At 53.3% G+C, this 25,161-nt stretch carries 28 protein-coding genes; 15 read left to right on the top strand and 13 right to left on the bottom strand.

Features of this window, described 5'->3' with window-relative positions; genetic code table 11:
• Nucleotides 1-335: 335 nt before the first annotated feature.
• Nucleotides 336-878, bottom strand: coding sequence for a PepSY domain-containing protein (locus BVC71_RS15300; RefSeq protein ID WP_133064552.1), 543 nt, complete (start codon nt 876-878; stop codon nt 336-338).
• A gap of 157 nt (nt 879-1,035) precedes the next feature.
• Here BVC71_RS15300 and BVC71_RS14400 point away from each other — a divergent pair, with 157 nt between their 5' ends.
• Complete coding sequence (locus BVC71_RS14400; RefSeq protein WP_086452404.1) at nt 1,036-1,617, top strand: helix-turn-helix transcriptional regulator; 582 nt, start codon at nt 1,036-1,038, stop codon at nt 1,615-1,617.
• Between the two features lie 15 nt (nt 1,618-1,632).
• On the top strand, nt 1,633-2,685 hold the full coding sequence (locus BVC71_RS14405) for an NAD(P)-dependent alcohol dehydrogenase (RefSeq protein ID WP_086452405.1): 1,053 nt from the start codon (nt 1,633-1,635) through the stop codon (nt 2,683-2,685).
• Nucleotides 2,686-2,737: 52 nt separating this feature from the next.
• On the opposite strand, the gene BVC71_RS14410 is transcribed toward BVC71_RS14405, so the two are convergent.
• Nucleotides 2,738-3,064, bottom strand: coding sequence for a phage holin family protein (locus BVC71_RS14410; protein WP_086452406.1), 327 nt, complete (start codon nt 3,062-3,064; stop codon nt 2,738-2,740).
• Between the two features lie 5 nt (nt 3,065-3,069).
• Nucleotides 3,070-3,393, bottom strand: coding sequence for an ElaB/YgaM/YqjD family protein (locus tag BVC71_RS14415; protein WP_165767790.1), 324 nt, complete (start codon nt 3,391-3,393; stop codon nt 3,070-3,072).
• A 165-nt stretch (nt 3,394-3,558) separates the two neighbouring features.
• On the opposite strand from BVC71_RS14415, the gene BVC71_RS14420 reads away from it, so the two are divergent.
• Entirely contained in the window at nt 3,559-3,732 is a 174-nt protein-coding gene (locus tag BVC71_RS14420) for a DUF1328 domain-containing protein (protein WP_086452408.1), read from the top strand.
• Nucleotides 3,733-3,776: 44 nt separating this feature from the next.
• Nucleotides 3,777-4,259 carry a Dps family protein gene (locus tag BVC71_RS14425; protein ID WP_086452409.1) on the top strand — a complete coding sequence of 161 codons (483 nt, stop codon included), beginning with the start codon at nt 3,777-3,779 and terminating at the stop codon, nt 4,257-4,259.
• Nucleotides 4,260-4,313: 54 nt separating this feature from the next.
• Here BVC71_RS14425 and BVC71_RS14430 read toward each other — a convergent pair whose 3' ends face one another.
• Nucleotides 4,314-5,126: a response regulator gene (locus BVC71_RS14430; protein WP_086452410.1), complete on the bottom strand. Its 813-nt coding sequence runs from the start codon at nt 5,124-5,126 to the stop codon at nt 4,314-4,316.
• A 103-nt stretch (nt 5,127-5,229) separates the two neighbouring features.
• On the opposite strand from BVC71_RS14430, the gene BVC71_RS14435 reads away from it, so the two are divergent.
• The 4 genes from BVC71_RS14435 to BVC71_RS14450 are packed head-to-tail and all read left to right on the top strand — an operon-like array spanning nt 5,230 to nt 9,211.
• Nucleotides 5,230-5,382, top strand: coding sequence for a NepR family anti-sigma factor (locus BVC71_RS14435; RefSeq protein WP_095531952.1), 153 nt, complete (start codon nt 5,230-5,232; stop codon nt 5,380-5,382).
• A 1-nt stretch (nt 5,383) separates the two neighbouring features.
• Entirely contained in the window at nt 5,384-5,950 is a 567-nt protein-coding gene (locus BVC71_RS14440; RefSeq protein WP_086452476.1) for an RNA polymerase sigma factor, read from the top strand.
• Nucleotides 5,947-7,689 carry a sensor histidine kinase gene (locus tag BVC71_RS14445; protein ID WP_086452411.1) on the top strand — a complete coding sequence of 581 codons (1,743 nt, stop codon included), beginning with the start codon at nt 5,947-5,949 and terminating at the stop codon, nt 7,687-7,689. The genes BVC71_RS14440 and BVC71_RS14445 overlap by 4 nt, the downstream gene beginning before the upstream one ends.
• Nucleotides 7,658-9,211 (top strand): phospholipase D family protein, encoded by a 1,554-nt coding sequence (locus tag BVC71_RS14450; protein WP_086452412.1) that lies wholly within the window; start codon nt 7,658-7,660, stop codon nt 9,209-9,211. The genes BVC71_RS14445 and BVC71_RS14450 overlap by 32 nt, the downstream gene beginning before the upstream one ends.
• A gap of 3 nt (nt 9,212-9,214) precedes the next feature.
• Here the strand turns inward: BVC71_RS14450 and BVC71_RS14455 are convergent, their stop codons facing one another.
• From BVC71_RS14455 to mepK, 3 genes are all read right to left on the bottom strand, one after another.
• Nucleotides 9,215-10,321, bottom strand: a complete 1,107-nt coding sequence (locus tag BVC71_RS14455; RefSeq protein WP_133064554.1) for a methyl-accepting chemotaxis protein — start codon at nt 10,319-10,321, stop codon at nt 9,215-9,217.
• 93 nt (nt 10,322-10,414) lie between these two features.
• Nucleotides 10,415-10,792: a helix-turn-helix domain-containing protein gene (locus BVC71_RS14460; RefSeq protein ID WP_086452414.1), complete on the bottom strand. Its 378-nt coding sequence runs from the start codon at nt 10,790-10,792 to the stop codon at nt 10,415-10,417.
• Nucleotides 10,793-11,044: 252 nt separating this feature from the next.
• On the bottom strand, nt 11,045-11,611 hold the full coding sequence (gene mepK / locus BVC71_RS14465) for a peptidoglycan L,D-endopeptidase MepK (protein ID WP_086452415.1): 567 nt from the start codon (nt 11,609-11,611) through the stop codon (nt 11,045-11,047).
• 322 nt (nt 11,612-11,933) lie between these two features.
• Here mepK and BVC71_RS14470 point away from each other — a divergent pair, with 322 nt between their 5' ends.
• The 4 genes from BVC71_RS14470 to BVC71_RS14485 are packed head-to-tail and all read left to right on the top strand — an operon-like array spanning nt 11,934 to nt 16,188.
• Nucleotides 11,934-13,532: a L,D-transpeptidase family protein gene (locus BVC71_RS14470; RefSeq protein ID WP_240516875.1), complete on the top strand. Its 1,599-nt coding sequence runs from the start codon at nt 11,934-11,936 to the stop codon at nt 13,530-13,532.
• A 29-nt stretch (nt 13,533-13,561) separates the two neighbouring features.
• Entirely contained in the window at nt 13,562-14,659 is a 1,098-nt protein-coding gene (locus BVC71_RS14475; RefSeq protein WP_086452416.1) for a UDP-3-O-(3-hydroxymyristoyl)glucosamine N-acyltransferase, read from the top strand.
• A 53-nt stretch (nt 14,660-14,712) separates the two neighbouring features.
• Complete coding sequence (locus BVC71_RS14480) at nt 14,713-14,970, top strand: acyl carrier protein (protein WP_086452417.1); 258 nt, start codon at nt 14,713-14,715, stop codon at nt 14,968-14,970.
• A 6-nt stretch (nt 14,971-14,976) separates the two neighbouring features.
• Complete coding sequence (locus BVC71_RS14485) at nt 14,977-16,188, top strand: beta-ketoacyl-[acyl-carrier-protein] synthase family protein (RefSeq protein ID WP_086452418.1); 1,212 nt, start codon at nt 14,977-14,979, stop codon at nt 16,186-16,188.
• Nucleotides 16,189-16,221: 33 nt separating this feature from the next.
• On the opposite strand, the gene BVC71_RS14490 is transcribed toward BVC71_RS14485, so the two are convergent.
• Nucleotides 16,222-16,794 (bottom strand): invasion associated locus B family protein, encoded by a 573-nt coding sequence (locus tag BVC71_RS14490; protein WP_165767791.1) that lies wholly within the window; start codon nt 16,792-16,794, stop codon nt 16,222-16,224.
• 412 nt (nt 16,795-17,206) lie between these two features.
• Between BVC71_RS14490 and BVC71_RS14495 the strand changes: the two genes are divergently transcribed.
• Nucleotides 17,207-18,754, top strand: a complete 1,548-nt coding sequence (locus BVC71_RS14495) for a helicase HerA-like domain-containing protein (protein WP_086452420.1) — start codon at nt 17,207-17,209, stop codon at nt 18,752-18,754.
• Here BVC71_RS14495 and BVC71_RS14500 read toward each other — a convergent pair whose 3' ends face one another.
• The 4 genes from BVC71_RS14500 to BVC71_RS15480 are packed head-to-tail and all read right to left on the bottom strand — an operon-like array spanning nt 18,755 to nt 22,703.
• Nucleotides 18,755-20,047 carry an HlyC/CorC family transporter gene (locus BVC71_RS14500; RefSeq protein ID WP_086452421.1) on the bottom strand — a complete coding sequence of 431 codons (1,293 nt, stop codon included), beginning with the start codon at nt 20,045-20,047 and terminating at the stop codon, nt 18,755-18,757.
• A 23-nt stretch (nt 20,048-20,070) separates the two neighbouring features.
• Nucleotides 20,071-20,985 (bottom strand): site-specific tyrosine recombinase XerD, encoded by a 915-nt coding sequence (locus BVC71_RS14505; protein ID WP_086452478.1) that lies wholly within the window; start codon nt 20,983-20,985, stop codon nt 20,071-20,073.
• 14 nt (nt 20,986-20,999) lie between these two features.
• On the bottom strand, nt 21,000-22,544 hold the full coding sequence (locus tag BVC71_RS14510) for a hypothetical protein (RefSeq protein ID WP_086452422.1): 1,545 nt from the start codon (nt 22,542-22,544) through the stop codon (nt 21,000-21,002).
• Between the two features lie 3 nt (nt 22,545-22,547).
• The gene (locus BVC71_RS15480) at nt 22,548-22,703 is read right to left on the bottom strand and encodes a hypothetical protein (RefSeq protein WP_165767789.1); all 156 of its coding nucleotides are present in this window, start codon (nt 22,701-22,703) and stop codon (nt 22,548-22,550) included.
• 99 nt (nt 22,704-22,802) lie between these two features.
• Between BVC71_RS15480 and BVC71_RS14520 the strand changes: the two genes are divergently transcribed.
• Together BVC71_RS14520 and aroB are read left to right on the top strand one after the other, a co-directional pair.
• Nucleotides 22,803-23,405, top strand: a complete 603-nt coding sequence (locus BVC71_RS14520; protein ID WP_086452423.1) for a shikimate kinase — start codon at nt 22,803-22,805, stop codon at nt 23,403-23,405.
• Nucleotides 23,402-24,508 (top strand): 3-dehydroquinate synthase, encoded by a 1,107-nt coding sequence (gene aroB, locus BVC71_RS14525; RefSeq protein WP_086452424.1) that lies wholly within the window; start codon nt 23,402-23,404, stop codon nt 24,506-24,508. Before BVC71_RS14520 ends, aroB begins: the two co-directional genes overlap by 4 nt.
• Nucleotides 24,509-24,559: 51 nt before the next feature.
• Here aroB and ssb read toward each other — a convergent pair whose 3' ends face one another.
• Nucleotides 24,560-25,072 carry a single-stranded DNA-binding protein gene (ssb, locus tag BVC71_RS14530; protein WP_086452425.1) on the bottom strand — a complete coding sequence of 171 codons (513 nt, stop codon included), beginning with the start codon at nt 25,070-25,072 and terminating at the stop codon, nt 24,560-24,562.
• Nucleotides 25,073-25,161: the final 89 nt, after the last annotated feature.

The raw sequence follows: 25,161 nt of genomic DNA on the forward strand, positions 1-25,161 counted from the left end.
GTGGGAGAGTAAGTCACCGCCAGACCTAGTAAAAACCAATAAATCTCTCTAAAACGATGAAAAATACCCCAGCCAGTGATAATGCAACTCTCGTTCACGCTTGTAGTGTTAATTTGCTGTCGCGGTTTTTCATGACACGGCCCTTCTGCTAGCGTGCGCCCGGTATGCGTGAGCCGGGTACTACCGTTCCTAACAACTGACTTAGTCACAACTATAACTTTGTGCCGCTGTGGTGATAAAAGCACCGCTACGGAAATCGAAGCGGTGCCTTTTTGGGGTGTGTTTATTAAGTCATACGATCCAGGTTTGCGCAGCTTGACGCCTGATACTGCCTATCAATCATCGTCATCGTCATCGTCATCGTCATCGTCATCGTCATCGTCATCGTCATCGTCATCGTCATCGTCATCGTCGTGGTCAGATGAGCCGTCATGATCATCTTCAATGGCGCTATCGTCGTCCTCTTCGCTATGAGACGTCTCATACAGATCATCATCTAGATCATCTTCATCGTAATCCTCTGAGTGTTCAGTTTCATACAGATCGTCGTCGTCATCATCGTCGGAATCTAGGTAGCCGGTCGCGGTGCTTGTCTGGCTCATCTCTTCGATTTCGTTGATACGGTCGAACGACGATCCATCGTCATCCTGTTCGACACGGGATGATATAACGTTGCCAGCGCTGTCTAAATACAGAGTGATTTCGCTGCCAGTTGGGCTATAGCCCTCGATTTCGGTACGGCCATTAGAGGTGCTGACACTGAAATGTGTATACCCTTGTGCGAAGAGAGTATCGATTTGGCTTTGTACATAGTCCTGCGCATGGGCAAGGCTGGTCGTCATCGACAAAAACAGGGCGGTCGTGGCTATCTTTTTCAACTTACTGGTCCTTTACGCTTTGTGCCGTGTTTTGCGGCATTCTGGTGCGAATGTGCATATTTGGTGCCATTGTTGAAATATGAAAAGGGTATAGGCTGCGGACTGCGAGCCATCTTAACTATGGTTTAGGGGCAATTGGCAGCCATTACGGGGAGCGATGTTCATCGTTAAGGGAGAAGTTATGGGCCGATCTTTGTTTGAAAATGCGCGCTTTGCACGACTTATTTTCTGGGGAATGGTGGTGTCTGCCTTGTTTTTCAGCTGGGACGTGATCGTAGATTTTCGCGCACATTTGGTCGAGCAACGTGCCTACAGTGGTTCGGATTTGGGTCATTTGATCTTTGAATTGGTTGCCGTGATAGTTCTTGTGTTTGGGATGGTTTTACTATCGTTCTATATTAGCGATTTACGTGGACGGAACGCTCAACAGGCCGAAGTCCTGCATAGTTTGCGCCATGACTTCGACAAACATGTGCAGTTGCAGTTCCGAAACTGGGCTTTAACGCCATCAGAATTGGATATTGCGCTACTCTTGATGCGCGGCGTGGCGACCAAAGATATCGCAGAATTGCGAAACAGCAGTGTTGGTACCGTGAAGGTGCATTCCCACAACGTTTTTCGTAAGGCTGGAGTGTCATCGCGTGTTGAACTTATGGCGTATTTTCTAGATGAATTCATGGATGTCGGCATGCAACGCGGTAGCGAAGACGATAACGCGCGCGATGCGGCCAGGGGTTAAATACGGAATAAACCAATGAAATCTCTTGTCCTCGAACGCAAAGGCGAATTGTCTTTGCGGGATTTCCCAGCCATTTCCAAAGCCGAAGAAACACTGGGACCGCGTGATGTGCGGATCAAGCTGCACACGGTCGGGATTTGCGGGTCAGACGTGCATTATTATACTCATGGGCGCATTGGACCCTTTGTTGTCAACGAACCGATGGTTCTAGGGCACGAAGCCGCCGGGACAGTGATCGAAGTTGGGCAAGAGGTAACCCATCTGTCAGTTGGTGATCGTGTTTGTATGGAACCAGGCATTCCTGACCCAAATTCTAAAGCAGCGCGTTTGGGAATGTATAACATTGATCCAGCTGTACGTTTCTGGGCGACGCCGCCCATTCACGGCATTTTGCGCCCTACCTGTGTGCATCCAGCTGATTTCACGTTCAAATTGCCGGACAATGTATCCTTTGCCGAAGGGGCGATGATCGAGCCTTTGGCGGTTGGTGTACATGCGGCGACCAAAGCGCGGGTAAAACCAGGTGATGTTGCTGTTGTTATGGGGGCAGGGCCGATCGGTTTGGTCACGGCTTTGGCTGCGATCGCGGCGGGCTGTGCGCGTGTCTTTGTATCCGACATCGCACAAACGAAATTGGATATTGCAGCGTCGTTGTCGCCTGCAATCGTTCCGGTCAACGTGATGAATGACAATTTGGTCGACACGGTTCACCAGCACACGGAAGGTTGGGGTGCGGATATCGTATTCGAGGCAACAGGTTCCCCCAAAGCCGCCGCGCAGGTTTTTGAACCTTTAGCGCCCGGCGGGTGTGTTGTGATGATTGGCGGTCAGCCTGATCCCATTTCATACGATGCCGGGGCGGCTATGATCCGCGAGGCACGTGTGGAAAATATCTTCCGTTATGCGCATGTGTTCCCACGCTGTGTCGGGATGATCAGCTCTGGTGCAATTGATGTTAAGCCGTTGATCACACGGACCTTTGGGTTCGATGAAAGTATCGCGGCCTTTGATTTGGCGGCTTCTGCGCCGCCGTCTGACGTCAAAATGCAGATCGTGATTGATGAATAAAAAAAGAGCGCTTTGATCGAAATAATCAAAGCGCTCTTGTCTTTTTTGAAAATTACTTGCGATGGCGGACGGTAGACCCAGCCGCAAATCCATTTATGAAACTTTCCACCACGGCGCCGTAATTGGCGGTTTGAGGCGGTGTCGATGGGCGTGCGTGCGGCTTTTTATGAAAGGCAAAAGCTAGAACAATTAGCCCGATGCCTGTGTACACGCTGCCGATGATCAGCGCTGCGGTGAATGGATCAGCCGAGATCGAAATCGCGATCCAAGCGGCTACGGTCAGGAATGCAACGCCGAAAGCCATGATTAATCCACCCAGCAGACCAAGCGCTGAACGCTTGGCTGTTTGGGCCGCCGAATGTTTAAGTGCGCTGATCATAACCGTTACCGGCGGCCTGCGAACATGCCAACCAAGAAGCCAACGCCAGCTGCGATGCCAACGGCTGCTGCCGGGTTTTCACGCACGGTTGTTTCTGCCTGTTCCGCTGCCTTTTTTGCGGTGACTTGGGCATCGTGCATAGCTGCTTGGCCTTTCATTTTTAGGATTTCGGCGCCTGCGGATGCTGCGGCGGACAGGTTGTCCTTTTTCTCAATGCCTAGGTCTTTCACCGTGCTGGTTAGGATAGCGATGTCCGATTTAAGCGTCGCGATTTGTGCATGTAGATCGTCAATGGTTTCGTCTTTGGTTGATGCAGCTGTACGTGCCATTTCAAACTCCAATAATTTGATCACTTGTTGCAGACACAACGTACGACTGTGATTTTGGTTCCAAAGTTTTTGCAATTTTTTCCTGGAACATTTTTTACGCCTATCGCGTTTTAACTCATGAAAGCGCCAGCGCGGCGCATGGTAAAAATTATATAGGAGGCTCATATGTTAGGTTGGGCATTAACATTTCTAGTTGTAGCGTTGATCGCTGCGGTCTTTGGATTCAGTGGTCTGGCTTCGGCATCTGCTGGTATCGCACAAATCCTGTTCGTGATTTTCTTGATCCTGTTTGTTGTGGCAATGATTGCACGTGCCGTACGTGGAAACCCGCCCGTCTAAAACTGGCCTTTCCACAAACAGAAGATCAATAAAGAGGCGTAATCATGAATATTCAAACGAAAAAATCCGATTTACACACAGGCATTAAGGACGAAGAGTCCGTCGCTGGCGCGCTTGCCAGTGTGCTGTCTGATACGTACCGATTGCTTATTAAAACGCATGTGTATCACTGGAACGTCGAAGGTCCGACATTCTATTCAATCCACCAATTGACCGAAGATCAGTACCAAGATCTGTTCGAGGCAACCGACGAAATTGCGGAACGCATTCGCGCTTTGGGCGAAAAAACGCCATCCAAAATTTCTGGCATTACAGATGGTTCTGTGATTGGCGAAACCGTTGATCCAACCGATGCCGAGGCGTTGGTGAGTGACCTTGCGAAAGATCACGAACGTATCGCGCACCGGTTCCACGCTTTGATCAAATTGTCAGGGCATCAGGGCGATCCTGTCACCGAAGATATGGCAACCGCGCGGTCTGCTTTCCACGAAAAGGCCGCTTGGATGTTGCGGGCGATCGTTTCGTAAACGGTCAGTCCCTAGAAATAGCCCCGCCGCATAATCTGCGGCGGGGCTATTATTTTATGCATGCAAAGTTTCAGTGCTGGAGAAGAACATCGCTTGGCTGACTGCCGATCGAACTTGTTCTTCAGAATAGGGTTTGGTGATGACGAACGCGGGTTCGGGACGTTCTCCTGTCAACAGACGCTCTGGGAAGGCGGTGATAAAGATAACTGGAATATCACCTGCCGCTTTCAAGATGTCGTTAACAGCATCGATGCCGGACGACCCATCCGCCAACTGAATATCAGACAAAATCAGATCAGGGCGTTCTGCTCCAGCCAATGCCGTCGCTTCGGAATGGGTACGCGCAACGCCCGTAACGGCGTGGCCCATGTCTGCGATGATATCCTGGATATCCATTGCGATGATCGCTTCGTCTTCGATCACCATGATGCGGCCAGTGATGCTGTCTTCCATTTCGCGGTGGGCGATATCGATCAGGCTGTTGGCCTCTTCGGTGCTGATTTCCATGATTAGCGCGATATCGTCTGCGGAAAAATCTTCTACAGTGTTTAGCAGCAACGCCTCACGTGTGTTCGTTGTCAGTTTTGCCATGTGAGACTGTGCGCGTTTCGCGATGCCTTCTTCGGTATCATCAATTGGCGCGCCAGAGCTGTTCCAAATGGTGTGGAAGGTGCGGAACAAAGCCACTTTGTGATCCAGACCCATTTCGAACACCGAACGATCTGTTAGCAAAGCTTCTAGGGTTGCGGCTGCGTATGCGTCACCGGATTTCTGGCTGCCCGTCAATGCACGAGCGTAGCGGCGTAGATAAGGCAGTAGATTTGCAACAGTAACGGACAGGGAATTTGCGTCAGATGCGATCGTCATTAAATGTGACCCTTTTCATTTTTCTATGGAACAAACGCAGATGTTGCGAGTTGGTTCCATGAGAAGTGTAATTTTTTGGTCCCGATAATAAATAGGAAACAGGATGGATTCCAAAAAGCCAAAGTCCAACCTTGAGCAGCAGATCGACGAAAACCTCAAGAAAGTCTATCGCAAGACAGTCGAGGAAGACGTGCCGGATCGTTTCATGGACTTATTAGCGCAGCTAAAGCAGCAGGAAACGCAAGATGGCAAATGATATGTCGACTGCAGATCCTCGGGACGCGGTGATCGAACATTTGCCCGCAATGCGCGCCTTTGCCATGAGTCTTACCCGCAATTCGGCTCAGGCCGATGATCTGGTTCAAGACTCGATTGTTAAGGCATGGAAGAATTTCGACAAATTCCAAGAGGGCACCAACCTGCGGGCTTGGTTGTTTACCATTCTGCGCAACACATTTTATTCGGGTCGCCGGAAATCCAAACGCGAAGTTGCTGACGTCGATGGCGTCATGGCTGCGACTTTGTCGGAAAAACCTAGCCACGATGGTCGTTTGGCGATGGCGGATTTCGAAAAATGTTTCGCTCAGTTGCCTGACGAACAGCGCGAGGCGTTGATGTTGGTGGGGGCTTCGGGCTTTTCTTATGAGGAAGCCGCAGAGACCTGTAAGGTCGCCGTCGGCACAATCAAAAGCCGTGTTAACCGTGGCCGCGCGCGTTTGGCTGAATTGATGGATATTGGTGAAAACGACAGCTTGGATATGACAGATGCTGCAACGTCAGCAGTCGTATCTTCTAGCCAGATGCCTAGAAAGTCTATTGCTTGATTACCAAACTAAAGACGACCAGTCAGTCGTTGACGTTTCGTATTGCCATTTTGCTGGCGATTACGTTGCTACCGATTGGATTGATTTCCTTAATCCAGACGCACCAATTGTTGGATGCGGCAGATCGGCGTGCGGAAAGTAGCCTTGTCGCGCTGACAGCGGATGCCGCTGCGGGCGAAGAGGCTTATATCAGAACAGCGTTCGGTGCCGCGCAGGCCATTGCGGGTAGCATCCCAACCTATCGCGAAAGCGGTTGGGACTGCCAAGAACCGCTATCTAATTTCTTGCGTCTTTCGAACGCCTTTTCTTTTGCTGGATACATCAGCGCCGAGGGCGTGGTAACTTGCGCATCTGGCGGGCAGGGGATGGATGTATCGACCCTGAAACTGGTCGGCGAAATGCGTGACGATCCCCAAGAGCGCGTGGCGATCGTTATGGAAGCGCCGATCAGCATGACATCGGTGATTGTGGTCGCTGTACCTGTTTTTGTGAACGGCATTTATGACGGCTACGTTGGGGTATCTTTGCCGCACCGGTCCATGTTCAACGCACTACAAGAAGAAGACCCCGAACGCCCAGTCGAGTTGCTGACGTTCAACGCCGCTGGCGAGGTTTTAACCTCTGACGCTGGTTGGGATAACGTCGAAGGTTTTTTGCCCGCTGGTCGTGATCTGGTAGATTTGATTAATCAGGGTGAACAGTCATTTATCGGCTCTAACCAAAACGGTGACTCACGCGTTTTTGCGGTGGTTCCGATTGTGGATGGTACAGTTTACGCATTAGGCAGCTGGGGCCACGCGCGCCGCGCCGCCATTGTCGAAGGTTTGAATGTTACTGGGTCGATCCTGTTTCCGATCGCAATGTGGCTGGCCAGTGTGGGCGTCGCTTTCTTTGCTGTTCAACGAATGGTCATCCGTCCAACCCGTAATTTGCGGGCCCGTATGCTGTATTTCATGCGGTCGCGGAAAATTTCGCCGCCAAGGTACGAAAGCGCGACACCGTTGGAATTGCGCGAAATGGAAGACACTTGGGCGCGGCTTGCCGAAAATGTTCTGCATGACGAAGCCGAATTGCATAACATGATCCATGAAAAAACGGTTCTGCTGCGCGAGGTCCATCACCGCGTTAAAAATAACCTTCAGTTGATCGCGTCGATCCTGAATATGAAGATGCGGAAAACGAAATCGACCGAAGTCCGTAAGGCGCTAAGCAATGTGCAACTACGGGTGATGAATATCGCGCGTGTGCATCAGAAACTGTATGAAACGTCGACCGAAGAACGTGTTCGTGCGGACGAACTACTAAAGACGATTGTTAGTCAAACCATCGGGTCATTCGAACAAGACGTCGAAGGCGTGTCCGTTGAGCAAAGCTATGATCCTATCGTGGTGTACCCCGATCAGGCTGTACCGCTAACTTTGGCCACGTCAGAGTTGGTGACCAATGCCATGAAATATGTGGGTCGTCCTGAGGGCCAGGGTCCATGGCTCGTTGTGAAACTTGAAAAAATTGATGATTCAAACGGATGTATTACGATTTCGAACTCAACAGGTGAAATTGTTTCACCCGATGCTGGGTTGGCGACAACCAATTTGGGCCATCAATTGATCAATGCGTTTGTTATGCAGATGAACGGCAAGATCGAAGAAAATAAAAGTGATGACGAATTTTCTGTGACAATCAGGTTCCCGATTGCGGAATTTGACGATGCAGATCCAATCACTAATTGGGATGCCTGATGTGGTTGCCGAAGTCGAGGTCCTGATCAGCGCCGAAGATGCCTATCCTGCCTTAGAACGGAAATTTCTGCAGGCGCAGTCCGATATCGTGATGGGGTTTCGTGTATTTGATCCCCGCACCAAACTGCGCTCTGCCGAAGCGAGGGCGATTGGTGAAACTTGGGTGGATTTGCTGGTTCATGTTCTGCAGCGCGGTGTGAAAATTACGCTGTACCTGTCAGATTTTGATCCTGTTGCAGCAACTGAACTGCATGGTGCCACGTGGCGATCTGTACGGATTTTATGCGGTGTGCGCGAAATAGCCGGTGATGAGGCTGCCGAACTGATTGTATATCCAGTCATACACCCTGCACGGCTGGGGTGGGTTCCGCGCCTTTTGCTGCGTCCGTTCGTGTCGGCCAAAATTCGCAAACTTCAGCAAAAATTTGCATCAGGCACGGGGCGTAAAAGACGCGCTTTGGCCCGTATTCCAGGGGTGCGAACCGTTGTGAATACTGCCAGCATCGCCCAAGTTCCGAACTATCCCGCGACACATCACCAGAAAACCGCGGTGATTGACGGCCGTTGGGTTTATATCGGTGGGCTGGATTTGGATGAACGGCGGTTCGATAGCTGGTCCCATGATCGTCCATCTCAGCAGACGTGGCATGATGTGCAGGTGATGATCGATGATCCTGCTATTGCTGCGCAGGCAGCCGATCACCTGTCTAGTTTCGTATCTGTCGTCTGCGGGCAATCGGATCCAGTGCAGACACCTGATATTTTGCGCACGCTATCGCGGCGGCGCAGTCGACGGCAATTGTTCGCGATTGGCCCAGAAACTGTTTTGTCGGATATCGCAGATCGTCATATTGCTGAAATCAGCGTCGCAAGTGGTCTGATTTATCTGGAAACTCAGTTTTTTCGGGACAAACGCATCGCGCAGGCTTTGGCCAATCGTGCCGTGGAACAGCCAGATCTAAACCTTGTTCTTGTGTTACCCGCAGCGCCCGAAACCGTAGCTTTCGAAGATGATCCGAAACTGGATGGGCGGTACGGCGATTATTTGCAAATTCAGTGTCTTAGAAAAATACGAAAGGCATTTGGCGAACGGTTACTTGTTGTTTCACCCGTTCAACGCCGGCTGCCTGCGCAATCGGATCATGGCGCGCAGCGTGCGACACTACATGAGGCGCCCGTGATCTATGTGCATTCAAAAGTGTCCGTTTTTGGCGATCGCGCTGCGATTGTGTCGTCGGCCAATTTAAACGGCCGGTCGATGCGGTGGGATACTGAAACAGGTGTGGTTCTGAATGAATCTGCACATCTTAAAACGCTGAAAAATGCGCTGTGGTCGCATTGGTGGCCCAACGATCCGGCATTTGAAAATGGCGATGCGGGGTTTGATGAATGGTGTCGCGCGGTCGAGGAAAACGTGAAAACCCCGCCGAATAAACGACAGGGTTTTCTGGTTCCGTATGATCAGGGCGCCGCGCAAGCGATGGCGATACCGATGCCGGGCATGCCCGAAGAAATGGTTTAACGATTAGGCAAACCGATATTGGCCTAGGCGTTCCAATAGGGCGTCGCTGAACTTTTGCATGTTTGTTGTTGTTTCGGTCAGCTCTTCGGATTGATTGCGATTGTCGCGCATCAATTTTTCGATCGATCCCATCGCATGATTAATCTGGTCAACCGCACGGGTCTGTTCGGTGCTGGCCACGGTGATTTCGTTGATTTTTAGCGCAACTTCACCGATGCCAGTGCTGATCTGTTCAAAGGTTTCTTGGGTCTGTGCGGCTGTGCCCACACCGGTTTCAACCTGCTGACGCGCGGTTTCGATCAGACGCGACGTTTCGCCAGCTGCTTTGGATGAACGGGCGGCTAGGTTGCGAACCTCCTGGGCGACGACGGCGAAGCCGCGACCATGTTGACCTGCGCGGGCAGCCTCTACTGCGGCGTTCAGCGCAAGCAGGTTGGTTTGGAACGCAATTTCGTCAATCACTTTGATGATCTGAATGATTTCGCGGGACGAGCTGTCGATTTCATCCATTGCAGACACCATGTTGGCGACCTGGGCATGGCCGTCGCGCGAAATGTCCGCGGTTTTGCGGGCCATGTCATTTGCAATGCTGGCCGACTGCGCATTGGCGCGAACCATAGTTGCGGTTTCTTCGACGGATGCGGACAGCTCCTCAACTGTCGAAGATTGCATTTCGGTGTTTTCGGATACCTTTTTCACGCCGTAGGATACGGTCGAGGTCGCGCTTTCCACGCATTCAGCATCGTTGCGAATAGCTGCCAGTGTGCGGCCCAGTTCGGACAGGAAAGAACCGGCTGATTGCGATGCCTTGTCTTGCCCTTTGGGGCGCAGCGTCAGGTTTTTAGAATTCGCGACGTCGTTCAGCAGGTTGGATAGCTGCTGTAGTGGGGCCGTTTGATTGCGGTAATAGAACAGCGGGATACCCATTGAAATAATACCCGCAGCCAACAGCGCCAGAAACACTGACACGGTTGATGGGTTTTCAGGGCTAATGCCGGAGATCGTCATTTGGTAGATCGCCGTCAGTGCAACAACCAATACTGCGTTTACGGCTGCGATCACGGCAACGCATTGACGCGCCAAAGTTTGCGAGAGTTTGGTTGGTTTCATAAAATCGCCTTTGCGTTTCCAACGTTTCACCTGAATGTAGAAACGGCAGGGCGAAATTAAATTTAGAGACTGAAAGGATAGCCCGCGAGGTTTTTATTCGCTGTGGTCCGCATGTGACACCGCATCGTCCGATGTTTGCGCGATTGACTGCGCCAAACGGCACAGAGTTTCCTTTACCGTAGGGTCTTCGATTTTCGCCAAAGCGAATAGAATACGCGACGCGGTGGTATCGATTTCTTTGGTTTCGTCATCGTTTTCGATGCCATCAAAGAAGTATCCGGGCGCAACATCCAGTGCCTGAGAGATTTCGTACAGGCGCGAAGCAGACACGCGGTTTTGGCCCGCTTCGTATTTCTGAAGCTGTTGAAAGGAACAGCCAATGTGATCCGCCAATGCCGATTGGGTCAGGCCACGCATCAGGCGCGCGGTACGGATTTTTTGAGCGACAAAATTGTCGATTGGGTGTGCCATTCGGATACCTACCTATCTTATGGGGTAGGTTTCTCTTGGGCGTGACTAATTTTCAATGCTGGAAATGGGATTTTTTTCACAAAATGGTCGTATAGACACGAAAAACACCGCCAATTTTAGCGTGATGTTTTGGGGCGTATAGCACCATAGTTGCGGCGCTAACATAGCTGCAATTTTAAGGAAAGTGGTAACTGACCATACAGAATCAGTTGGTGCCGCGGCGCAGGGACAGATGCACCGCGGCTGTATTAGTTAGCCATTCCAGGTCCGAACAGCGCCACAGTCCATGTGGACAAAGTTGGAACCTGGATAGCGACCGACGCCGCCGGCGCTGCACGATTGTGCCGCGCGCGAGATTTGGTTGACCGAACGGTTGGATAGACGCAGGTCAGCAGCCTGACCGCGCATGTGCAACGAATTGCGTGCAACACCCGATGACCGCGAACGCAGCATGTTGTTGGTTGCAGGCGAACGATAGCCCGACAGCAGCATGTATGGTTCGTTTACATCCAGCAGATTGTGGGTCGCAGCAATGATGTCGATCGTGCGGGTATCAATGTCCACCGTCTGGCCGTTACGCCAGTCACGCATGAAATGATTTACCTGCTGAAGGGATTCACCGATGTATTCGCCTTCGATCCAATAGATCATGTCCAGCTTTTCACCAGTACGACCAGAATACATTTGAATGCGGCGAATGTCGCCTGCACCACGTAGAAAACCTGTCGCGTTCGAAAATGTCGGCGCGGCTGTGACTGCTGTAGCTGCAAAAGCCTTAAGCAATCCGCGGCGCGAAAAAGCGTTGGTCTTGTTCGTCATTTATGCGTCTGTCCCGTCGCATCGTCAGCTTGGCAGTGCCGACTGTGTTGTCATCTCATCCCCAGATGCACGGGTTTTAAAGCACAAACTTTTTTGTGAACCAACCTAAGATTACTGCATTTTTGTTAGACTAGGGGGAAATCGGCGGGATTTTGCGCAAATTTGAACCATCAGGTGACCTAGGGGCATGAAAAAAGGGATGCGGGCAGGCAACAAAGTGGGTGTTAACCGCGTTATACTTCAATATGGCAGTGGAAATCGTGCTGGCAGGCGCGGTAATTTAGCCGAAAAATATGTGTATGATTTATCAAAGGTGACGATTGTGATTCATCGTTCGATTTTCAGGTTGGCTGCGGTATCGTCGATTTGTGTGGCTGGTATGATAGCTACGCCAACCGTTGCCGAAGTGACGGCATTTAAACAGGCGGTCGCTGAAACAGCAGCCTTGGACGATGATCTGGCGGCCTTCTATCGCGCCAATGAATTCCAAAGCATTTGGACGGGGTCGGATGAACTGGCCCAATCGCGCCGCAACGCACTGCTGTCGGCGCTGTCGACGGTCGAAATGCATGGATTGCCAGCGGACCGTTACGATGTCTCGGGCATGATGGCCCGTTTGCAGGCCGCGCAGACAGCATACGATCAAGGCGCGATGGAGGTCGAACTAAGTCGTGCATTGATCAGCTACGCGTCAGATGTTGGGCGGGGCTTGTTAAACCCATCCGCTGTGATTGACGAAATCAAACGCGGCCGCCCTGAATTTGATGGTGCCGCTGTTCTGGCAGAGTTTTCGCAGTCAAACCCAGTTGAATTCTTGCGCGGCCTTGCCCCGCAATCCGCCGAATACGCGCGTCTGATGCGCGCAAAACTGCAGCTAGAGGCGCAAATCGCCGCTGGCGGGTGGGGCGATGTGGTTGCATCGTCGAATACGCTGCGCCCGGGTGATACGGGGAATGCGATTGTTCAACTGCGTAATCGTCTGATCCGCATGGGATATTTGCCGCGCACGATGACGGCTGAATATGACGGTGCGATGCAGGCGGCGGTTCTGCAATTCCAACAAAAGCACGGGCTGAACGCAGATGGCGTTGCTGGGCCCAGTACAATTGAACAGGTCAATGTATCCGCCCGTGATCGTTTGGAATCCGTGATTGTTGCGATGGAACGCGAACGTTGGCTGGGCGTTGATCGTGGGGAACGCCACGTTTGGGTCAATCAGGCGGATTTCACTGCTCAGATCATTGATAATGACATCGTTACTTTTGAAACGCGGTCTGTGATTGGTGCGTTGTCCAGTGATCGGCAATCGCCAGAATTCTCTGACGTCATGGAATTTATGGTGATCAATCCCAGCTGGTACGTCCCGCGTTCGATCATTGTGAACGAATATTTGCCTCAGTTGCAGGCAAACGCGGGGGCTGTAGGGCATTTGCAAGTGATTGCGTCCAACGGTCAAGTTGTGTCGCGCAATCAGGACTTTAGTCAGTACACGTCAAGCAGCTTTCCATATTCGATGAAACAGCCTCCTGGTCCGCGAAACGCGCTGGGATCGGTTAAGTTCATGTTCCCAAATCGCTACAACATCTACCTGCATGACACACCAGCGCAGAACCTGTTCAGCCGCGAAGTTCGTGCATTCAGCCATGGCTGCATCCGTTTGGATGATCCCCATGATTTTGCATATGCGCTGTTGGCGGTTCAGACAGACGATCCCGTAGGGTATTTCCAATCGCGTCTGCGTTCGGGCCAAGAGACCCGCGTTGACCTGCAAACGCCAGTTCCTGTGCATTTGGATTATCGGACCGCGTACAGCAATGCGGATGGCTCAATGGAATACCGACGTGACGTTTACGGGCGTGACGCACGGATTTGGTCCGCTTTGCAACGCGAAGGGGTGGAGATTGCCAGCGTGAGCGGTTAAATCCTTTGGAAACAAAAAGGATTACCCTCATGGGATATTCGGTACGGCAAATTGCCGAGGCTTTGGATGCAGAAGCGTTTGGTGATCTTTCCCTGACAATTACGTCGGCTGCGGAACCTGCAACCGCCAAGGCAACAGATTTAGCTTTGGCGCTGGGCCCAAGCTATGCCGCTGCAATTCCACAAGGCGACGCAAAAGTTGCGGTTGTTTGGCCTGGCTGCGATTGGCAGAGCTATGGTCTAGAGGCCGCAATCGTTGCGCCGCGTGGGCGGCTCGCTATGGCGCATTTGACCCAACTGCTGGATACCGATTTCGACATCTCTAATGGTGTGCATCCGTCTGCTGTGATCGAACCTGGGGCGTCGATCGGTGAAAACGTATCAGTCGGTCCGTTTTCATTTATTGCTGCTGGCGCTGTGATTGGTGACGGGACCCGGATCGCTTCGCATGTCTCTGTCGGTCCTGACACGAAAATTGGCGATGGCTGTGTGTTGTTAGATGGTGTCCGCATTATGCGTCGGTCGCGTTTGGGTGACCGCGTGGTAATCCACCCCAATTCGGTTATCGGCGCAGATGGGTTTAGCTGGGTAACGCGCACGCCGTCGAATTTCGAACGCATGGGCAAAGGCGTCAAAGAAATGCGCCTTGATGCGCCAGAGGACGCAAAACAGCACCGCATTCATTCGCTGGGTGGTGTCGTAATTGGCAATGATGTTGAAATCGGGGCTTTGACGGCTGTTGATGCAGGCACCATCCGCGCCACGCAGGTGGGCGATGGCTGCAAAATGGATAATCTGGTTCAGGTTGGTCATAACGTCATTCTGGGGCGTGACTGCGTTCTGGCGGCAAAGGTCGCAATTGCGGGATCAACCGTTGTTGGGGATCGGGTCATGCTGGGTGGCCGTTCGGCTGTGCGTGACAATCTGACGATCGGTCAAGACGCGGTCATTACGGGCGCATCGGTCGTGCTATCGGACGTTCCAAAAGGCGCCATTATGATGGGTCATCCAGCGCGTGAACGTCACGAAGAGTTCCAGACAATGAAGGAACTACGCCGTTTGCCGCGTTTGCGCCAAATGATTTCAGACCTTCAAAAATCGGTTTCAAAAACCAGTCATAATGACTAAATCTTTGGCACAGTCGTTTGGGGTTGGGCCGATCGGAATAGGCGGGACGCAGTATGGATATCAAAGAAAAAGTCATTGAAATCATTGCAGAGCAGGCGGTTCTGGAACCGTCCGATGTGTCGATGGACAACACGCTAGAGGATTTGGGCATTGATAGCATGGCATTGGTCGAAAGCATTTTCGCAATTGAAGAAGCCTTTGATATTTCTGTACCGTTCAATGCCAATGACCCGACTGAAAGTGATTTTGATATTTCATCAGTGGCGTCGATTGTGGATGCGGTCGAAAACTTGGTTAAGGCCAAGGTATAATTTCAGATGTATCGCGTCGTAATCACAGGTGCCGGCACGATTAACGCGCTGGGCCATGACGTCCCGCAAACCTTTGAAGCGTTCCGCGAAGGTCGCTGCGGGATTGGACCGCTGGATATTCGCGATGTTGATCGTCTGGCCGTAAAAATCGGCGGGCAGGTCCGCGGATATGACGAAGCTGATCATTTCAATCGCCAGCAGATTTCGCTCTACGACCGCTTTACCCAATTTACGCTATTGGCGGCTCGTCAGGCGATGGCACAATCGGGCATCGAATTTAGCGGCGAGCTTGCCGATCGGTCTGGCGTTGTTCTGGGAACATCTGGCGGTGGTCTGACGACGCAGGATGAAAATTACCGCGCCGTCTATGAAGAAGGTAAAAACCGTGTTCACCCGTTTATCGTACCCAAACTGATGAACAACGCGGCAACCAGCCATGTGTCGATGGAATTTAACCTACGTGGCCCATCATTCACTGTGGCGACGGCCTGTGCATCATCGAACCACGCGATGGGCATGGCTTTCCAGATGATCCGGTCGGGCATGGCGCGGGCCATGTTAACGGGCGGGTCGGAATCCATGCTGGTTTTCGGGGGCGTCAAAGCATGGGAAGGACTGCGCGTCATGTCCAAAGACGCCTGCCGCCCATTCAGTGCCACACGTAACGGTATGGTGCAGGGCGAAGGTGCAGGTGTATTCGTGTTCGAAGAATACGAACACGCCAAAGCGCGCGGCGCGAATATTCTGGCCGAAGTTATCGGGTTTTCGATGTCCTCTGACGCGTCAGATATCGTCATGCCGTCGAAACAGGGGGCAAATCGGGCCATCGTCGGTGCAATGCGCGATGCGCAGATCAATCCATCCGAGGTTGGTTATATCAACGCTCATGGCACAGGTACGGCTGCAAATGACAAAACGGAATCGGCGGCGGTTGCTGATGCCTTTGGCAGTCACGCCGACAAACTGATGATGTCGTCGACGAAATCCATGCACGGGCATTTGATTGGTGGTACGGGTGCTGTCGAATTGTTGGCCTGTATCATGGCGCTAAAGGATGGGGTGATTGCCCCGACAATCGGATACGAAGAACCCGATCCTGAATGTGCGCTGGATGTCGTGCCGAACGAAGCGCGAGAGGCGGATGTCGATGTCGTGCTTTCTAACGCCTTTGCGTTTGGTGGGTTAAACGCGGTTTTGGCCCTACGCAAAGTCCCATAAAAAAGCCGCCCAATGGGCGGCTTTCTTTTTTGATCATTCGGTGGGCGGGTCAGCTTGTTCAAAGCTGCGGGTAAAACCGCTTAGTGACATATCCAGCATGACTTCGGCGCCTTCGGACACTTCGGCCTGAACAATGCGCACTTTGGCAACAGAACCAGCCTTGAATGCGGCCAGATCTTCGTCGGTGAAACCCATGCGGCTGATACAGCCCTCGGGGCCGCAGAATTCAATTGGGTAACGGCGGGTTTGACCATCATCGACGGTGATGCTGATGCCTTCGGCCAATAGGGTCATCAATGGCACCATGACAGTCGCCGCTGCGGCCGCTGGATGCTCTTCTGGCATTGGGAATAGGTTGACCTCTGCCACCGCTTGACCTGTTTCATCGGTCAGCAGTTGGTACATCTGGCACGGGTCGTCGCCGCCTTCGGTTTTCAGGCACCGTAGGTCCCAATCGCCGATGGTTTCAGCCTGATAGACCTGACCAACGGCTGGGCCTTCGGTGCTGCCCATGTTGACCTCGGGCGCAGAGGTATCTTGTGCGTAGCTGGCACCAGCGGATAGGACCAGCGCGGCTACCGCGTAGGGTTTCAAAGTCTGGAACATTAGGTTTCCTGTCTTCATTTCTTTGGCAATCGGCCTATCACAATTCGCATGGGACTGTCAGGTCGCATTTATGTGACTGTCGGCGGGATTGTGCCCATATCCGTTACATTAACAATGCTGCCTAAAAGTATACGTTGAAAGAGAAAAGGGACCGCAAAGCGATCCCTTTTCCCATCTCTCCCTGTCGGACTTGGCCGACTATTTGGCCAGACGCTACGAAATGGTTCGGGGGTCGTCAACAGGGAAAATACATCTTTTGTGAGACAGGCAAAAAAAACCGCACCCGAAGGCGCGGCAAGTCAAACAGGGAGGAAAAAATATCAAGCATTCAGCACTTTACGCCCGACAAATTCACACTAGCGGGAAACGGTTAAGAATGTATTTTAGCGGCGTGACTAGTCAGGGGGCCTCTATGTCGGACGGAATTTTTATCGGTGGTGGTGGGACTGGGTATGCAGAGCCGCAGACCCTATTATTTGAATACGCAAACCGCCACGGATTGATCGCAGGTGCGACGGGCACTGGTAAAACTGTGACCTTGCAAATCCTGGCCGAAGGGTTCGCCGCAGCGGGCGTTCCTGTGTTTTTGTCTGACGTCAAAGGCGACCTGTCTGGCCTTGCCGCCAGCGGATCGGTCGATTTCAAATTGCATGACGCGTTTATGAAACGCGCTGAAACCATCGGGCTGGATCTGCAGTACGACAAATTCCCTGTGACGTTCTGGGACCTGTACGGCGAACAGGGCCACCCTGTGCGCACCACGGTCGCGGAAATGGGGCCGCTGCTGTTGGCCCGCATGTTGGAATTGACCGACGTTCAAGAGGGCGTTTTGAACATCGCGTTTCGCGTCGCAGACGAAGACGGGCTGCCGCTGCTGGATCTAAAAGACCTGCAAGCGTTGTTGGTCTGGGTTGGTAAAAACGCGGGCGATCTGTCGCTGCGCTATGGCAACATCGCGTCGTCGTCTATTGGTGCGATCCAGCGTCAGTTGCTGGTGCTGGAAAATCAGGGCGCGGCGCAGTTCTTTGGCGAACCAGCGCTGGCCTTGTCTGATATGATGGCGGTTGATGCGGACGGGCGCGGACAGATCAACATTCTGGCGGCTGACAAACTGATGCATTCGCCGCGCCTGTATGCGGTTTTTCTGCTCTGGCTGCTGTCTGAATTGTTCGAAGAACTGTCCGAAGTCGGCAACCCCGATAAACCGAAATTCGTATTCTTCTTTGACGAAGCGCACCTGCTATTCGACGATGCGCCAAAGGCGTTGGTGGACAAGGTAGAACAGGTTGCCCGTTTGATCCGTTCCAAGGGCGTGGGCGTCTATTTCATCACCCAAAACCCCGCCGACGTCCCGGAGGATGTTCTGGGCCAATTAGGTAACCGTGTGCAACATGCGCTACGTGCCTTTACCGCCAAAGATCAAAAGGCATTGCGCCAAGCCGCGGAAAACTATCGCCTGAACCCCGATTTTGATATCGCTGATGCCATTACCGAGGTTGGCACAGGCGAAGCGGTCACATCCATGCTGGAACGCAAGGGTATCCCAGGGATCGCGCAGCGCACGTTAATCCGTCCGCCTGCGTCGCAGCTGGGCCCGATCACGGTGGCCGAACGTCAGGCGCTAATGGATGCGTCGCCGCTGGGGGCGAAATACGACACGACCGTAGATCGTGAATCTGCCTTTGAAATGCTGCGCGCGCGCGCCGATAAGGCCGCGAAAGAAGCTGAAGAAGCCGAAGCCAAAGCAGAAGCCGCAGAAGAAGAAGCACCACGCGAATTCCAGAATGCGCGCCGTTGGGATGGTGGCTCTACCAAACGTAGGACATCCAAGCGCGTAACCTCCAGCCGTCAAAAGACAGTGGGGCAAGCAATGACCCAAGCGCTGGTCAAAGAATTAGGCGGCACCACAGGGCGCCGCATCGTGCGCGGCATCTTGGGCGGTTTGTTCAAATCCCGCTGATTAGGCCAGCGGGCGCACCTTGATCTTGGTCAGGCGGTTTTGTTCCTTGCCGGTCACTTCGAACCGGAACCCATGGAAACTGAACACCTGACCTTCGACCGGGATCATCTGCGCTTCGTGAATGACAAGGCCGGCTAACGTGTTGGCCTCGTCATCGGGCATTTGCCAATCGCGCGCGCGGTTCAGGTCGCGGATCGTCATGGCGCCGTCTACGATATAAGCTCCATCGCCGGTCGGCTGGATCATATCGTCTTCGGGTTCATCGAATTCGTCGGAGATTTCGCCGACGATTTCTTCAAGAATGTCCTCTAGGGTAATCAGACCTTGCAGCCCGCCATATTCATCGACCACCAGTGCGAAATGCGTTTTGCGATGCAAGAATTTGCGCATCTGATCGTCCAGAGTGGTAGTTTCTGGGATGAAATACGGCTCCATCGCGACGGACAGAATATCAAACCGCGCCATTTCGGCGGTATCCATCTGGCCGTCTTCTAGCATTTTGTGCATGGCACGCAGCAGATCTTTGGAATGCAGGACGCCGACGATGTTTTCCTGATCGTCTTTGTATAGGGGTAGGCGGGTATGTGCGCTGTCCAGAACACGAGTCAGCAGTTCGCCAACGGGCAATGACGCATCCAGCATTTCAATACCGGAGCGGTGGGTCATGACTTCTTCTACAAAACGGTCAGATAGGTCCAGTGCCCCCAAAATACGGTCGCGGTCTTCTTTTTCGACAACACCTTCGGAATGGCCTAGTTGTAGCGCGCCTGCGATTTCTTCGCGGACGGCCAAAACGTTGCTGTCTGGATCGATCGGTACGCCACAGATGCGCAACACCAATCGTACCAATACCTGCACGGCAGCAACGACAGGCGAAAAGATTAGAATGACCACCTTAATCGGGGCGGCTACGCGGGCTGCGACCGTTTCCGAATTGGTGATGGCATAGGTTTTCGGCAGAACCTCTGCAAAGATCAAAACCAACAGCGTCATTGCCAAGGTCGCGAGAGCAACACCGTTTTGTCCGAAAACTTTGGTCAGCAGCGCTGTGGCCAGCGATGTCGCGAGAATGTTGACAACGTTATTGCCCAGTAGGATCGACCCGATCAGGCGTTCGTTGTCTTCGGTCACGTCCAGCGCGGTTTCAGCGCCTTTCGATCCTTTGTCAGCGGCAGAACGCAATTTGCCGCGGCTGGCAGCCGTCAAAGCCGTTTCAGACCCTGAAAAGAAAGCAGAAAAAACCAGCAAAAATGCAATCGCAGCAGCGGTCATCCAAAAGGCGGCGTCAATCATCAGTGTCGTCCAAAGGGTCGTTATTATTCGTTTTCGGCCAACGGGTGGTGGGTTAGCACCAGCTCTTTTAGCCGTTCATCAAGGATATGGGTATAAATTTCGGTCGTTGCCAGATCAGCGTGGCCCAACATCGTCTGAATGGCACGTAAATCGGCCCCGCCAGCCAATAGGTGCGTTGCAAAGGCGTGGCGCATCGTGTGCGGGGTAACAGCATCAGGCGATACGCCAGCCGCCACAGCGATTTCTTTGATCAGGCCGAAAAAACGGTGACGGGTGAGGTGGCCCAGTTTTCCCCGCGATGGAAACAGGAATTTCGATGGCGGTATGCCTTTGCGTTTGGCTAACTCTTCGGCGCTGTCGCGTTCTGCCAGCCAATCGATCAGCGCGATACGCGCAGCATCAGATAGGGGCACCATGCGTTCTTTACCGCCCTTGCCGCGTACCAAAATCATCTGGGGGTTTCCACGCGCGGCAGCCACGGGCAAGCTGACCAATTCGGTCACGCGCATGCCTGTCGCGTATAAGATTTCCATCAGGCAGGTGTTGCGCGTTGTATCCCGCCCCGTGGTGCGTGCCGCAGAGAGCAGCCTGTCCACATCATCAACATGCAGTGATTTCGGCAATTTTTTCGCTTTGCCGGGGCCTTTGATCTGAACAGCGGGATTGTCGGTGCGCCAGCCTTCTTCGAATGCGAAACGATACAATTGTTTGATGGCCGAAAGGCGACGTGCGCGGGTCGAAATGGCCAGACCTTCGGCTTCGCAATCGATCAAATAGCCTTCGATTTGATCGCGCTGGGCTGTTGCAAAATGAAGGTCGCGATAGGCGAGCCATCCAATGAAATCGTTCAGATCGCGGGCATAAGCCAATTGCGTATTGGTCGCGGCATCCAATTCGGCGGCCTGAGCTTCCAGAAAACTTTGAACCCAATAGGTCATTGGACGGTCTGCGGTCACAGCGCTCTCTCTAACAGAATATACTGGATCGCGGCACGTCTGGCTGTGTCTTCTAATCCAACGGCGCGCAGAGTGATCAGTGCATCGGTTATCTGGCTGCTGTCGCCATCAATGCCGCGATCGATCAACTGGATTGCGTTTAGCAAGGCTTCGCCCAGTTTCTGATCCGACAGAAGGTTTGTGATTTTATCGGGGATCGCCGCGTTGCCAGCGAAGGCATTATAAACAACCGTTTCGCGTACCGTTTCTGCCAAAACATCCGACACATCACCGCGCGCAACGGCGATCAGGAACGCATCGTTGGTCGTGGTGGGGATGTAGTCAATCGCGGCTTGTTCATATTGGGATGATAGCAGCGCGATGTGAAATGCCGTTTGTCCTATTTCACCAGTTAATGGCAGCGCCATGAGGTCATCTGCAAAGAGCCGCGCGAATGGCACTTCGATCCGTGCAAATTGCGCAGCGGCCCACGCGGCGGGCAGTGTGGCAGCAACCGATGTCGGGTCTTTGGCGCGTATCGCCGTGTCGAACCGCTGGAATGCCTCGGCACGGTCCCAGATCCCGCCGGATGCAGCAGGGCGACGTGCGTTATATTGGGACCGCAGAACGTTATCATCCACGGCTCCATATCGCGCCAACCGTTCGGCGGCTTCTAATTGGCTGCGCCAGCTTGCAACATCACGCAAATCGGCATGGGCAAAGGCTCGGGGCAATTGAGCAGTTGTTAATGGTTCACCGATGGCTTCGAACAGGCGGAATTTCAGCGGGGTGACAGGATCAGGGATCGGCAATGCCGTGGCGCTATCGTCCATGTCGACATCAAGGAACCGCAAAAGCAGGTTCACCTCGTCTGCATCCAGATCGCCCAAAGCCATACCGGTATTCAGGATCAAAGCCGCTGTGTCCCAATCTCTGCCACGTGCGATGCAGAATACACGGACGGCATAGGTGGCCGATAGATCGGGCGCCTCTTGCAGCATTTTACATGCTGGGGCTTCGGTGCCTGTCAGTAGGGAAATGTCGAACCAACGGCGAAACAGCGCAGGCTCTACAGGGTCGGCAGCCTCTAACAGCGCTTGGGCCTGCTCCAACGCACCGATGTCCAACAGTTTGTCGACGCGCGCCATAAACAGCGCGCCATCATTGCCGGCGTCCAGCGGTGGTTTGGCTTCGGCTAGGGCCAGCATGATCAAAAGTTCCTGCACCGCAGGGAGCGATTCCGTCGGCGCACCCGCCATCAGCGTCGTGAGATCCGATTCGTGGCTGTAAGACCAAAGCGTCTGCGGCAACCCAGTGACCGAAGAGGGCAATAAACCGACCACGTCAGGGGATGCGCTATCTAATGGACTAACGGTCACTTCGGCAGCGGCCGCGCCGTTGGGTTGGTTCGGGTCAGTGACGCCGTTATCCAGTGGAATACCAACCTGAATTGGGTTCACAGATTGCGACAGCCAATCAATGGCTGAAAGTGGCGCATTCGTTTGCGCAGCGGCCTGACCAGCCAATAAAACAAAGGAAATCGCGTACCTAACAGGCGTCATGGATCACTCGATACTAAAGGTCACTGGCGCTGTTACAGTTTCGGAAGGCGCTGCAAAATCGGCAGGGAAAATAATGGGGCCGACATAGGCGTAAACAACCAATGCAATGGCTGCCAAGACCGCAAGGACGATTAGGATTTTTAGAATTCGCCACAACATTATTTTGCCTTTCTTGCCTCAGACGCCTCATGGGCTTTGCACCCTTGGCTGTCTTTATATATGCCCTTGCTGGCAATATCACGCCATTCGGGACGAAAAATGACAACTCGGCAACCGACAGCCGATTTCGAGGCAAGTTCAGAGAGCCTACCGAAATTCCAACTAAAGCGCACGGTTGTGTTGGTTGGAATGATGGGGTCGGGCAAAAGCGCCATCGGCAAAGCCTTGGCCGAACGTCTGGACGTGCCGTTTCTGGATTCGGATGCCGAAATCGAACGGGCCGCCAACACAACCATTCCAGAAATCTTTGCCCGTGACGGCGAGGATTTTTTCCGCCGTCGTGAAAGTGAAGTGATCAAACGTCTATTGTCTGGTCCAGCATGTATTTTGTCGACCGGCGGCGGGGCATTTATGGCTGAACGGAACCGTTCCGCAATCACCAACCAAGGCGTGTCTGTTTGGTTAAAGGCGTCGTTGGATACGCTGTGGGAGCGTGTGCGTCATAAAAATTCGCGTCCGTTGCTACGGACCGCTAATCCCAAACAAACTTTGTCCGATTTGCTGGACCAACGGACGCCTGTGTATTCGTTGGCAAACCTGACGGTCGAAACGCAGTTGAAAAACAGCATCGACAAAACGACAGACGGCGTGATCGAGGCACTGCTAACGCGTCCCGACGTGCTAGAGGAAATTACAGAATGAATACCGTCCATGTAGGCCTAGAAGGCCGCGAATACGATGTCGTTATTGGCCCCGATCTGTTGCAGTCGGCTGGGGCGCGTATCGCGCCAATGCTGCGCGTGCCGCGCGTGGCGATCGTTACCGATGACAACGTATCTGGCATTCATCTGGCAACATTACAGGCGTCACTGGATGCTGCTGGCATCGCGCATGATGCGCTGGTGCTACCTGCGGGTGAGTCCACCAAACGTTGGCCCGAATTGATCCGCACGGTTGAATGGTTGCTGGAACAAAAGGTTGAACGCACGGGGCTGGTTATTGCGCTGGGCGGCGGCGTTATCGGTGATTTGGTCGGCTTTGCCGCAGCCATTTTGCGCCGCGGCGTTCGGTTTGTGCAAATTCCGACCTCTTTGCTGGCTCAGGTAGACAGCTCTGTCGGCGGGAAGACCGGAATTAACACGGACCACGGCAAAAATTTGGTGGGATCGTTCCATCAGCCGTCGCTGGTTTTGGCCGATACGTCTGTATTATCCACGCTGACCAAACGCGATTTTCTGGCAGGTTACGGCGAGGTCGTGAAATATGGCCTGCTGGGTGATGCAGAATTTTTCGACTGGTTGGAAACCAACGCGCCGCGCATGGCTGCAGGGGATATGGACGCCCGCGTGCACGCCGTGACCCGTTCGGTTCAGATGAAGGCCGAAATCGTGCTGCGCGATGAAACCGAACAGGGGGATCGCGCGCTGCTCAACCTAGGCCACACGTTCTGTCACGCGCTGGAAAAGGCGACGGGCTATTCCGACCGTTTGCTCCACGGCGAAGGCGTTGCGATCGGCTGCGCGCTGGCGTTCGAAACTTCGGCCCGTTTGGGGCTATGTTCGCAAGAGGACCCAAGCCGCGTTCGCGCCCACCTGCGCGATATTGGCATGAAAACGGATGTGACCGATATTCCGGGGGATCTGCCTGACGCCGATGCACTGCTGGACCTTATGGGGCAAGATAAAAAGGTGATTGACGGTAAACTGCGGTTCATTCTGGCCCGCGGGATTGGTCAGTCCTTTGTCACCTCTGATGTGCCGCGCGATGTCGTGCATGGCGTATTGGTCGACGCGCTGCGCGGCTAAGCCGATCAGATAGGCAAAAAGAAAGGGCAGCGTTTGCTGCCCTTATTTGTTTTAGAACGGGATTTCGTCGTCCATGTTCGAACCGCCGCCCGATGGCGCGCCGCCACCCGATGGGCCGTTGTCATAGCCGCCGCCATAACCGCCGCCCGATGGACCGTTGTCGTAACCACCACCGTAGTTACCGCCGCCGCCACCTTGGCCGCCGCCGTCACCACGACCGCCCAGCAGGGTCAGGTTGCCTGTGTATGGGCGTAGAACGACTTCGGTGCTGTAACGATCTTGGCCGTTCTGGTCCTGCCATTTGCGGGTTTCCAGCTGGCCTTCGATGTACACGGTCGAACCTTTGCGCAGGTATTGTTCTGCGATGCGGCCGACGGCTTCGTTAAAGATGGCGACCGAATGCCATTCGGTACGTTCACGGCGTTCGCCTGTGTTGCGGTCTTTCCATGTTTCGGATGTCGCAATGCGCAGGTTTACAACCTTGCCGCCGTTGCTAAAGCTGCGGACCTCTGGATCGCGGCCCAAATTGCCGATCAGAATGACTTTGTTCACGGATCCGGCCATGCGGCATCTCCCTCGAATCTGAATGTTATTTGCAGGAGGTTACATCACCCTGCGTTTCGTATTGAAACCCAAATATCGGCTTTCGGATA

This window comes from Marivivens niveibacter (genome assembly GCF_002150005.2).
GTDB lineage: Bacteria > Pseudomonadota > Alphaproteobacteria > Rhodobacterales > Rhodobacteraceae > Marivivens > Marivivens niveibacter.

What these genes read in the sequence shown, in the direction of transcription:
- BVC71_RS14480 (WP_086452417.1), top strand. Translation starts at nt 14,713, where the DNA reads ATGGATATCAAAGAAAAAGTCATTGAAATCATTGCAGAGCAGGCGGTT.
- BVC71_RS14520 (WP_086452423.1), top strand. Translation starts at nt 22,803, where the DNA reads ATGACAACTCGGCAACCGACAGCCGATTTCGAGGCAAGTTCAGAGAGC.
- BVC71_RS14510 (WP_086452422.1), bottom strand. Translation starts at nt 22,544, where the DNA reads ATGACGCCTGTTAGGTACGCGATTTCCTTTGTTTTATTGGCTGGTCAG.
- BVC71_RS14495 (WP_086452420.1), top strand. Translation starts at nt 17,207, where the DNA reads ATGTCGGACGGAATTTTTATCGGTGGTGGTGGGACTGGGTATGCAGAG.
- BVC71_RS14490 (WP_165767791.1), bottom strand. Translation starts at nt 16,794, where the DNA reads ATGTTCCAGACTTTGAAACCCTACGCGGTAGCCGCGCTGGTCCTATCC.
- BVC71_RS14500 (WP_086452421.1), bottom strand. Translation starts at nt 20,047, where the DNA reads ATGATTGACGCCGCCTTTTGGATGACCGCTGCTGCGATTGCATTTTTG.
- BVC71_RS14415 (WP_165767790.1), bottom strand. Translation starts at nt 3,393, where the DNA reads ATGGCACGTACAGCTGCATCAACCAAAGACGAAACCATTGACGATCTA.
- mepK (WP_086452415.1), bottom strand. Translation starts at nt 11,611, where the DNA reads ATGACGAACAAGACCAACGCTTTTTCGCGCCGCGGATTGCTTAAGGCT.
- BVC71_RS14455 (WP_133064554.1), bottom strand. Translation starts at nt 10,321, where the DNA reads ATGAAACCAACCAAACTCTCGCAAACTTTGGCGCGTCAATGCGTTGCC.
- BVC71_RS14505 (WP_086452478.1), bottom strand. Translation starts at nt 20,985, where the DNA reads ATGACCTATTGGGTTCAAAGTTTTCTGGAAGCTCAGGCCGCCGAATTG.
- BVC71_RS14435 (WP_095531952.1), top strand. Translation starts at nt 5,230, where the DNA reads ATGGATTCCAAAAAGCCAAAGTCCAACCTTGAGCAGCAGATCGACGAA.
- BVC71_RS15480 (WP_165767789.1), bottom strand. Translation starts at nt 22,703, where the DNA reads ATGTTGTGGCGAATTCTAAAAATCCTAATCGTCCTTGCGGTCTTGGCA.
- BVC71_RS14400 (WP_086452404.1), top strand. Translation starts at nt 1,036, where the DNA reads ATGTTCATCGTTAAGGGAGAAGTTATGGGCCGATCTTTGTTTGAAAAT.
- BVC71_RS14440 (WP_086452476.1), top strand. Translation starts at nt 5,384, where the DNA reads ATGTCGACTGCAGATCCTCGGGACGCGGTGATCGAACATTTGCCCGCA.
- BVC71_RS14475 (WP_086452416.1), top strand. Translation starts at nt 13,562, where the DNA reads ATGGGATATTCGGTACGGCAAATTGCCGAGGCTTTGGATGCAGAAGCG.
- ssb (WP_086452425.1), bottom strand. Translation starts at nt 25,072, where the DNA reads ATGGCCGGATCCGTGAACAAAGTCATTCTGATCGGCAATTTGGGCCGC.
- BVC71_RS14485 (WP_086452418.1), top strand. Translation starts at nt 14,977, where the DNA reads ATGTATCGCGTCGTAATCACAGGTGCCGGCACGATTAACGCGCTGGGC.
- aroB (WP_086452424.1), top strand. Translation starts at nt 23,402, where the DNA reads ATGAATACCGTCCATGTAGGCCTAGAAGGCCGCGAATACGATGTCGTT.
- BVC71_RS14410 (WP_086452406.1), bottom strand. Translation starts at nt 3,064, where the DNA reads ATGATCAGCGCACTTAAACATTCGGCGGCCCAAACAGCCAAGCGTTCA.
- BVC71_RS14460 (WP_086452414.1), bottom strand. Translation starts at nt 10,792, where the DNA reads ATGGCACACCCAATCGACAATTTTGTCGCTCAAAAAATCCGTACCGCG.
- BVC71_RS14450 (WP_086452412.1), top strand. Translation starts at nt 7,658, where the DNA reads ATGCAGATCCAATCACTAATTGGGATGCCTGATGTGGTTGCCGAAGTC.
- BVC71_RS14425 (WP_086452409.1), top strand. Translation starts at nt 3,777, where the DNA reads ATGAATATTCAAACGAAAAAATCCGATTTACACACAGGCATTAAGGAC.
- BVC71_RS14430 (WP_086452410.1), bottom strand. Translation starts at nt 5,126, where the DNA reads ATGACGATCGCATCTGACGCAAATTCCCTGTCCGTTACTGTTGCAAAT.
- BVC71_RS14405 (WP_086452405.1), top strand. Translation starts at nt 1,633, where the DNA reads ATGAAATCTCTTGTCCTCGAACGCAAAGGCGAATTGTCTTTGCGGGAT.
- BVC71_RS14420 (WP_086452408.1), top strand. Translation starts at nt 3,559, where the DNA reads ATGTTAGGTTGGGCATTAACATTTCTAGTTGTAGCGTTGATCGCTGCG.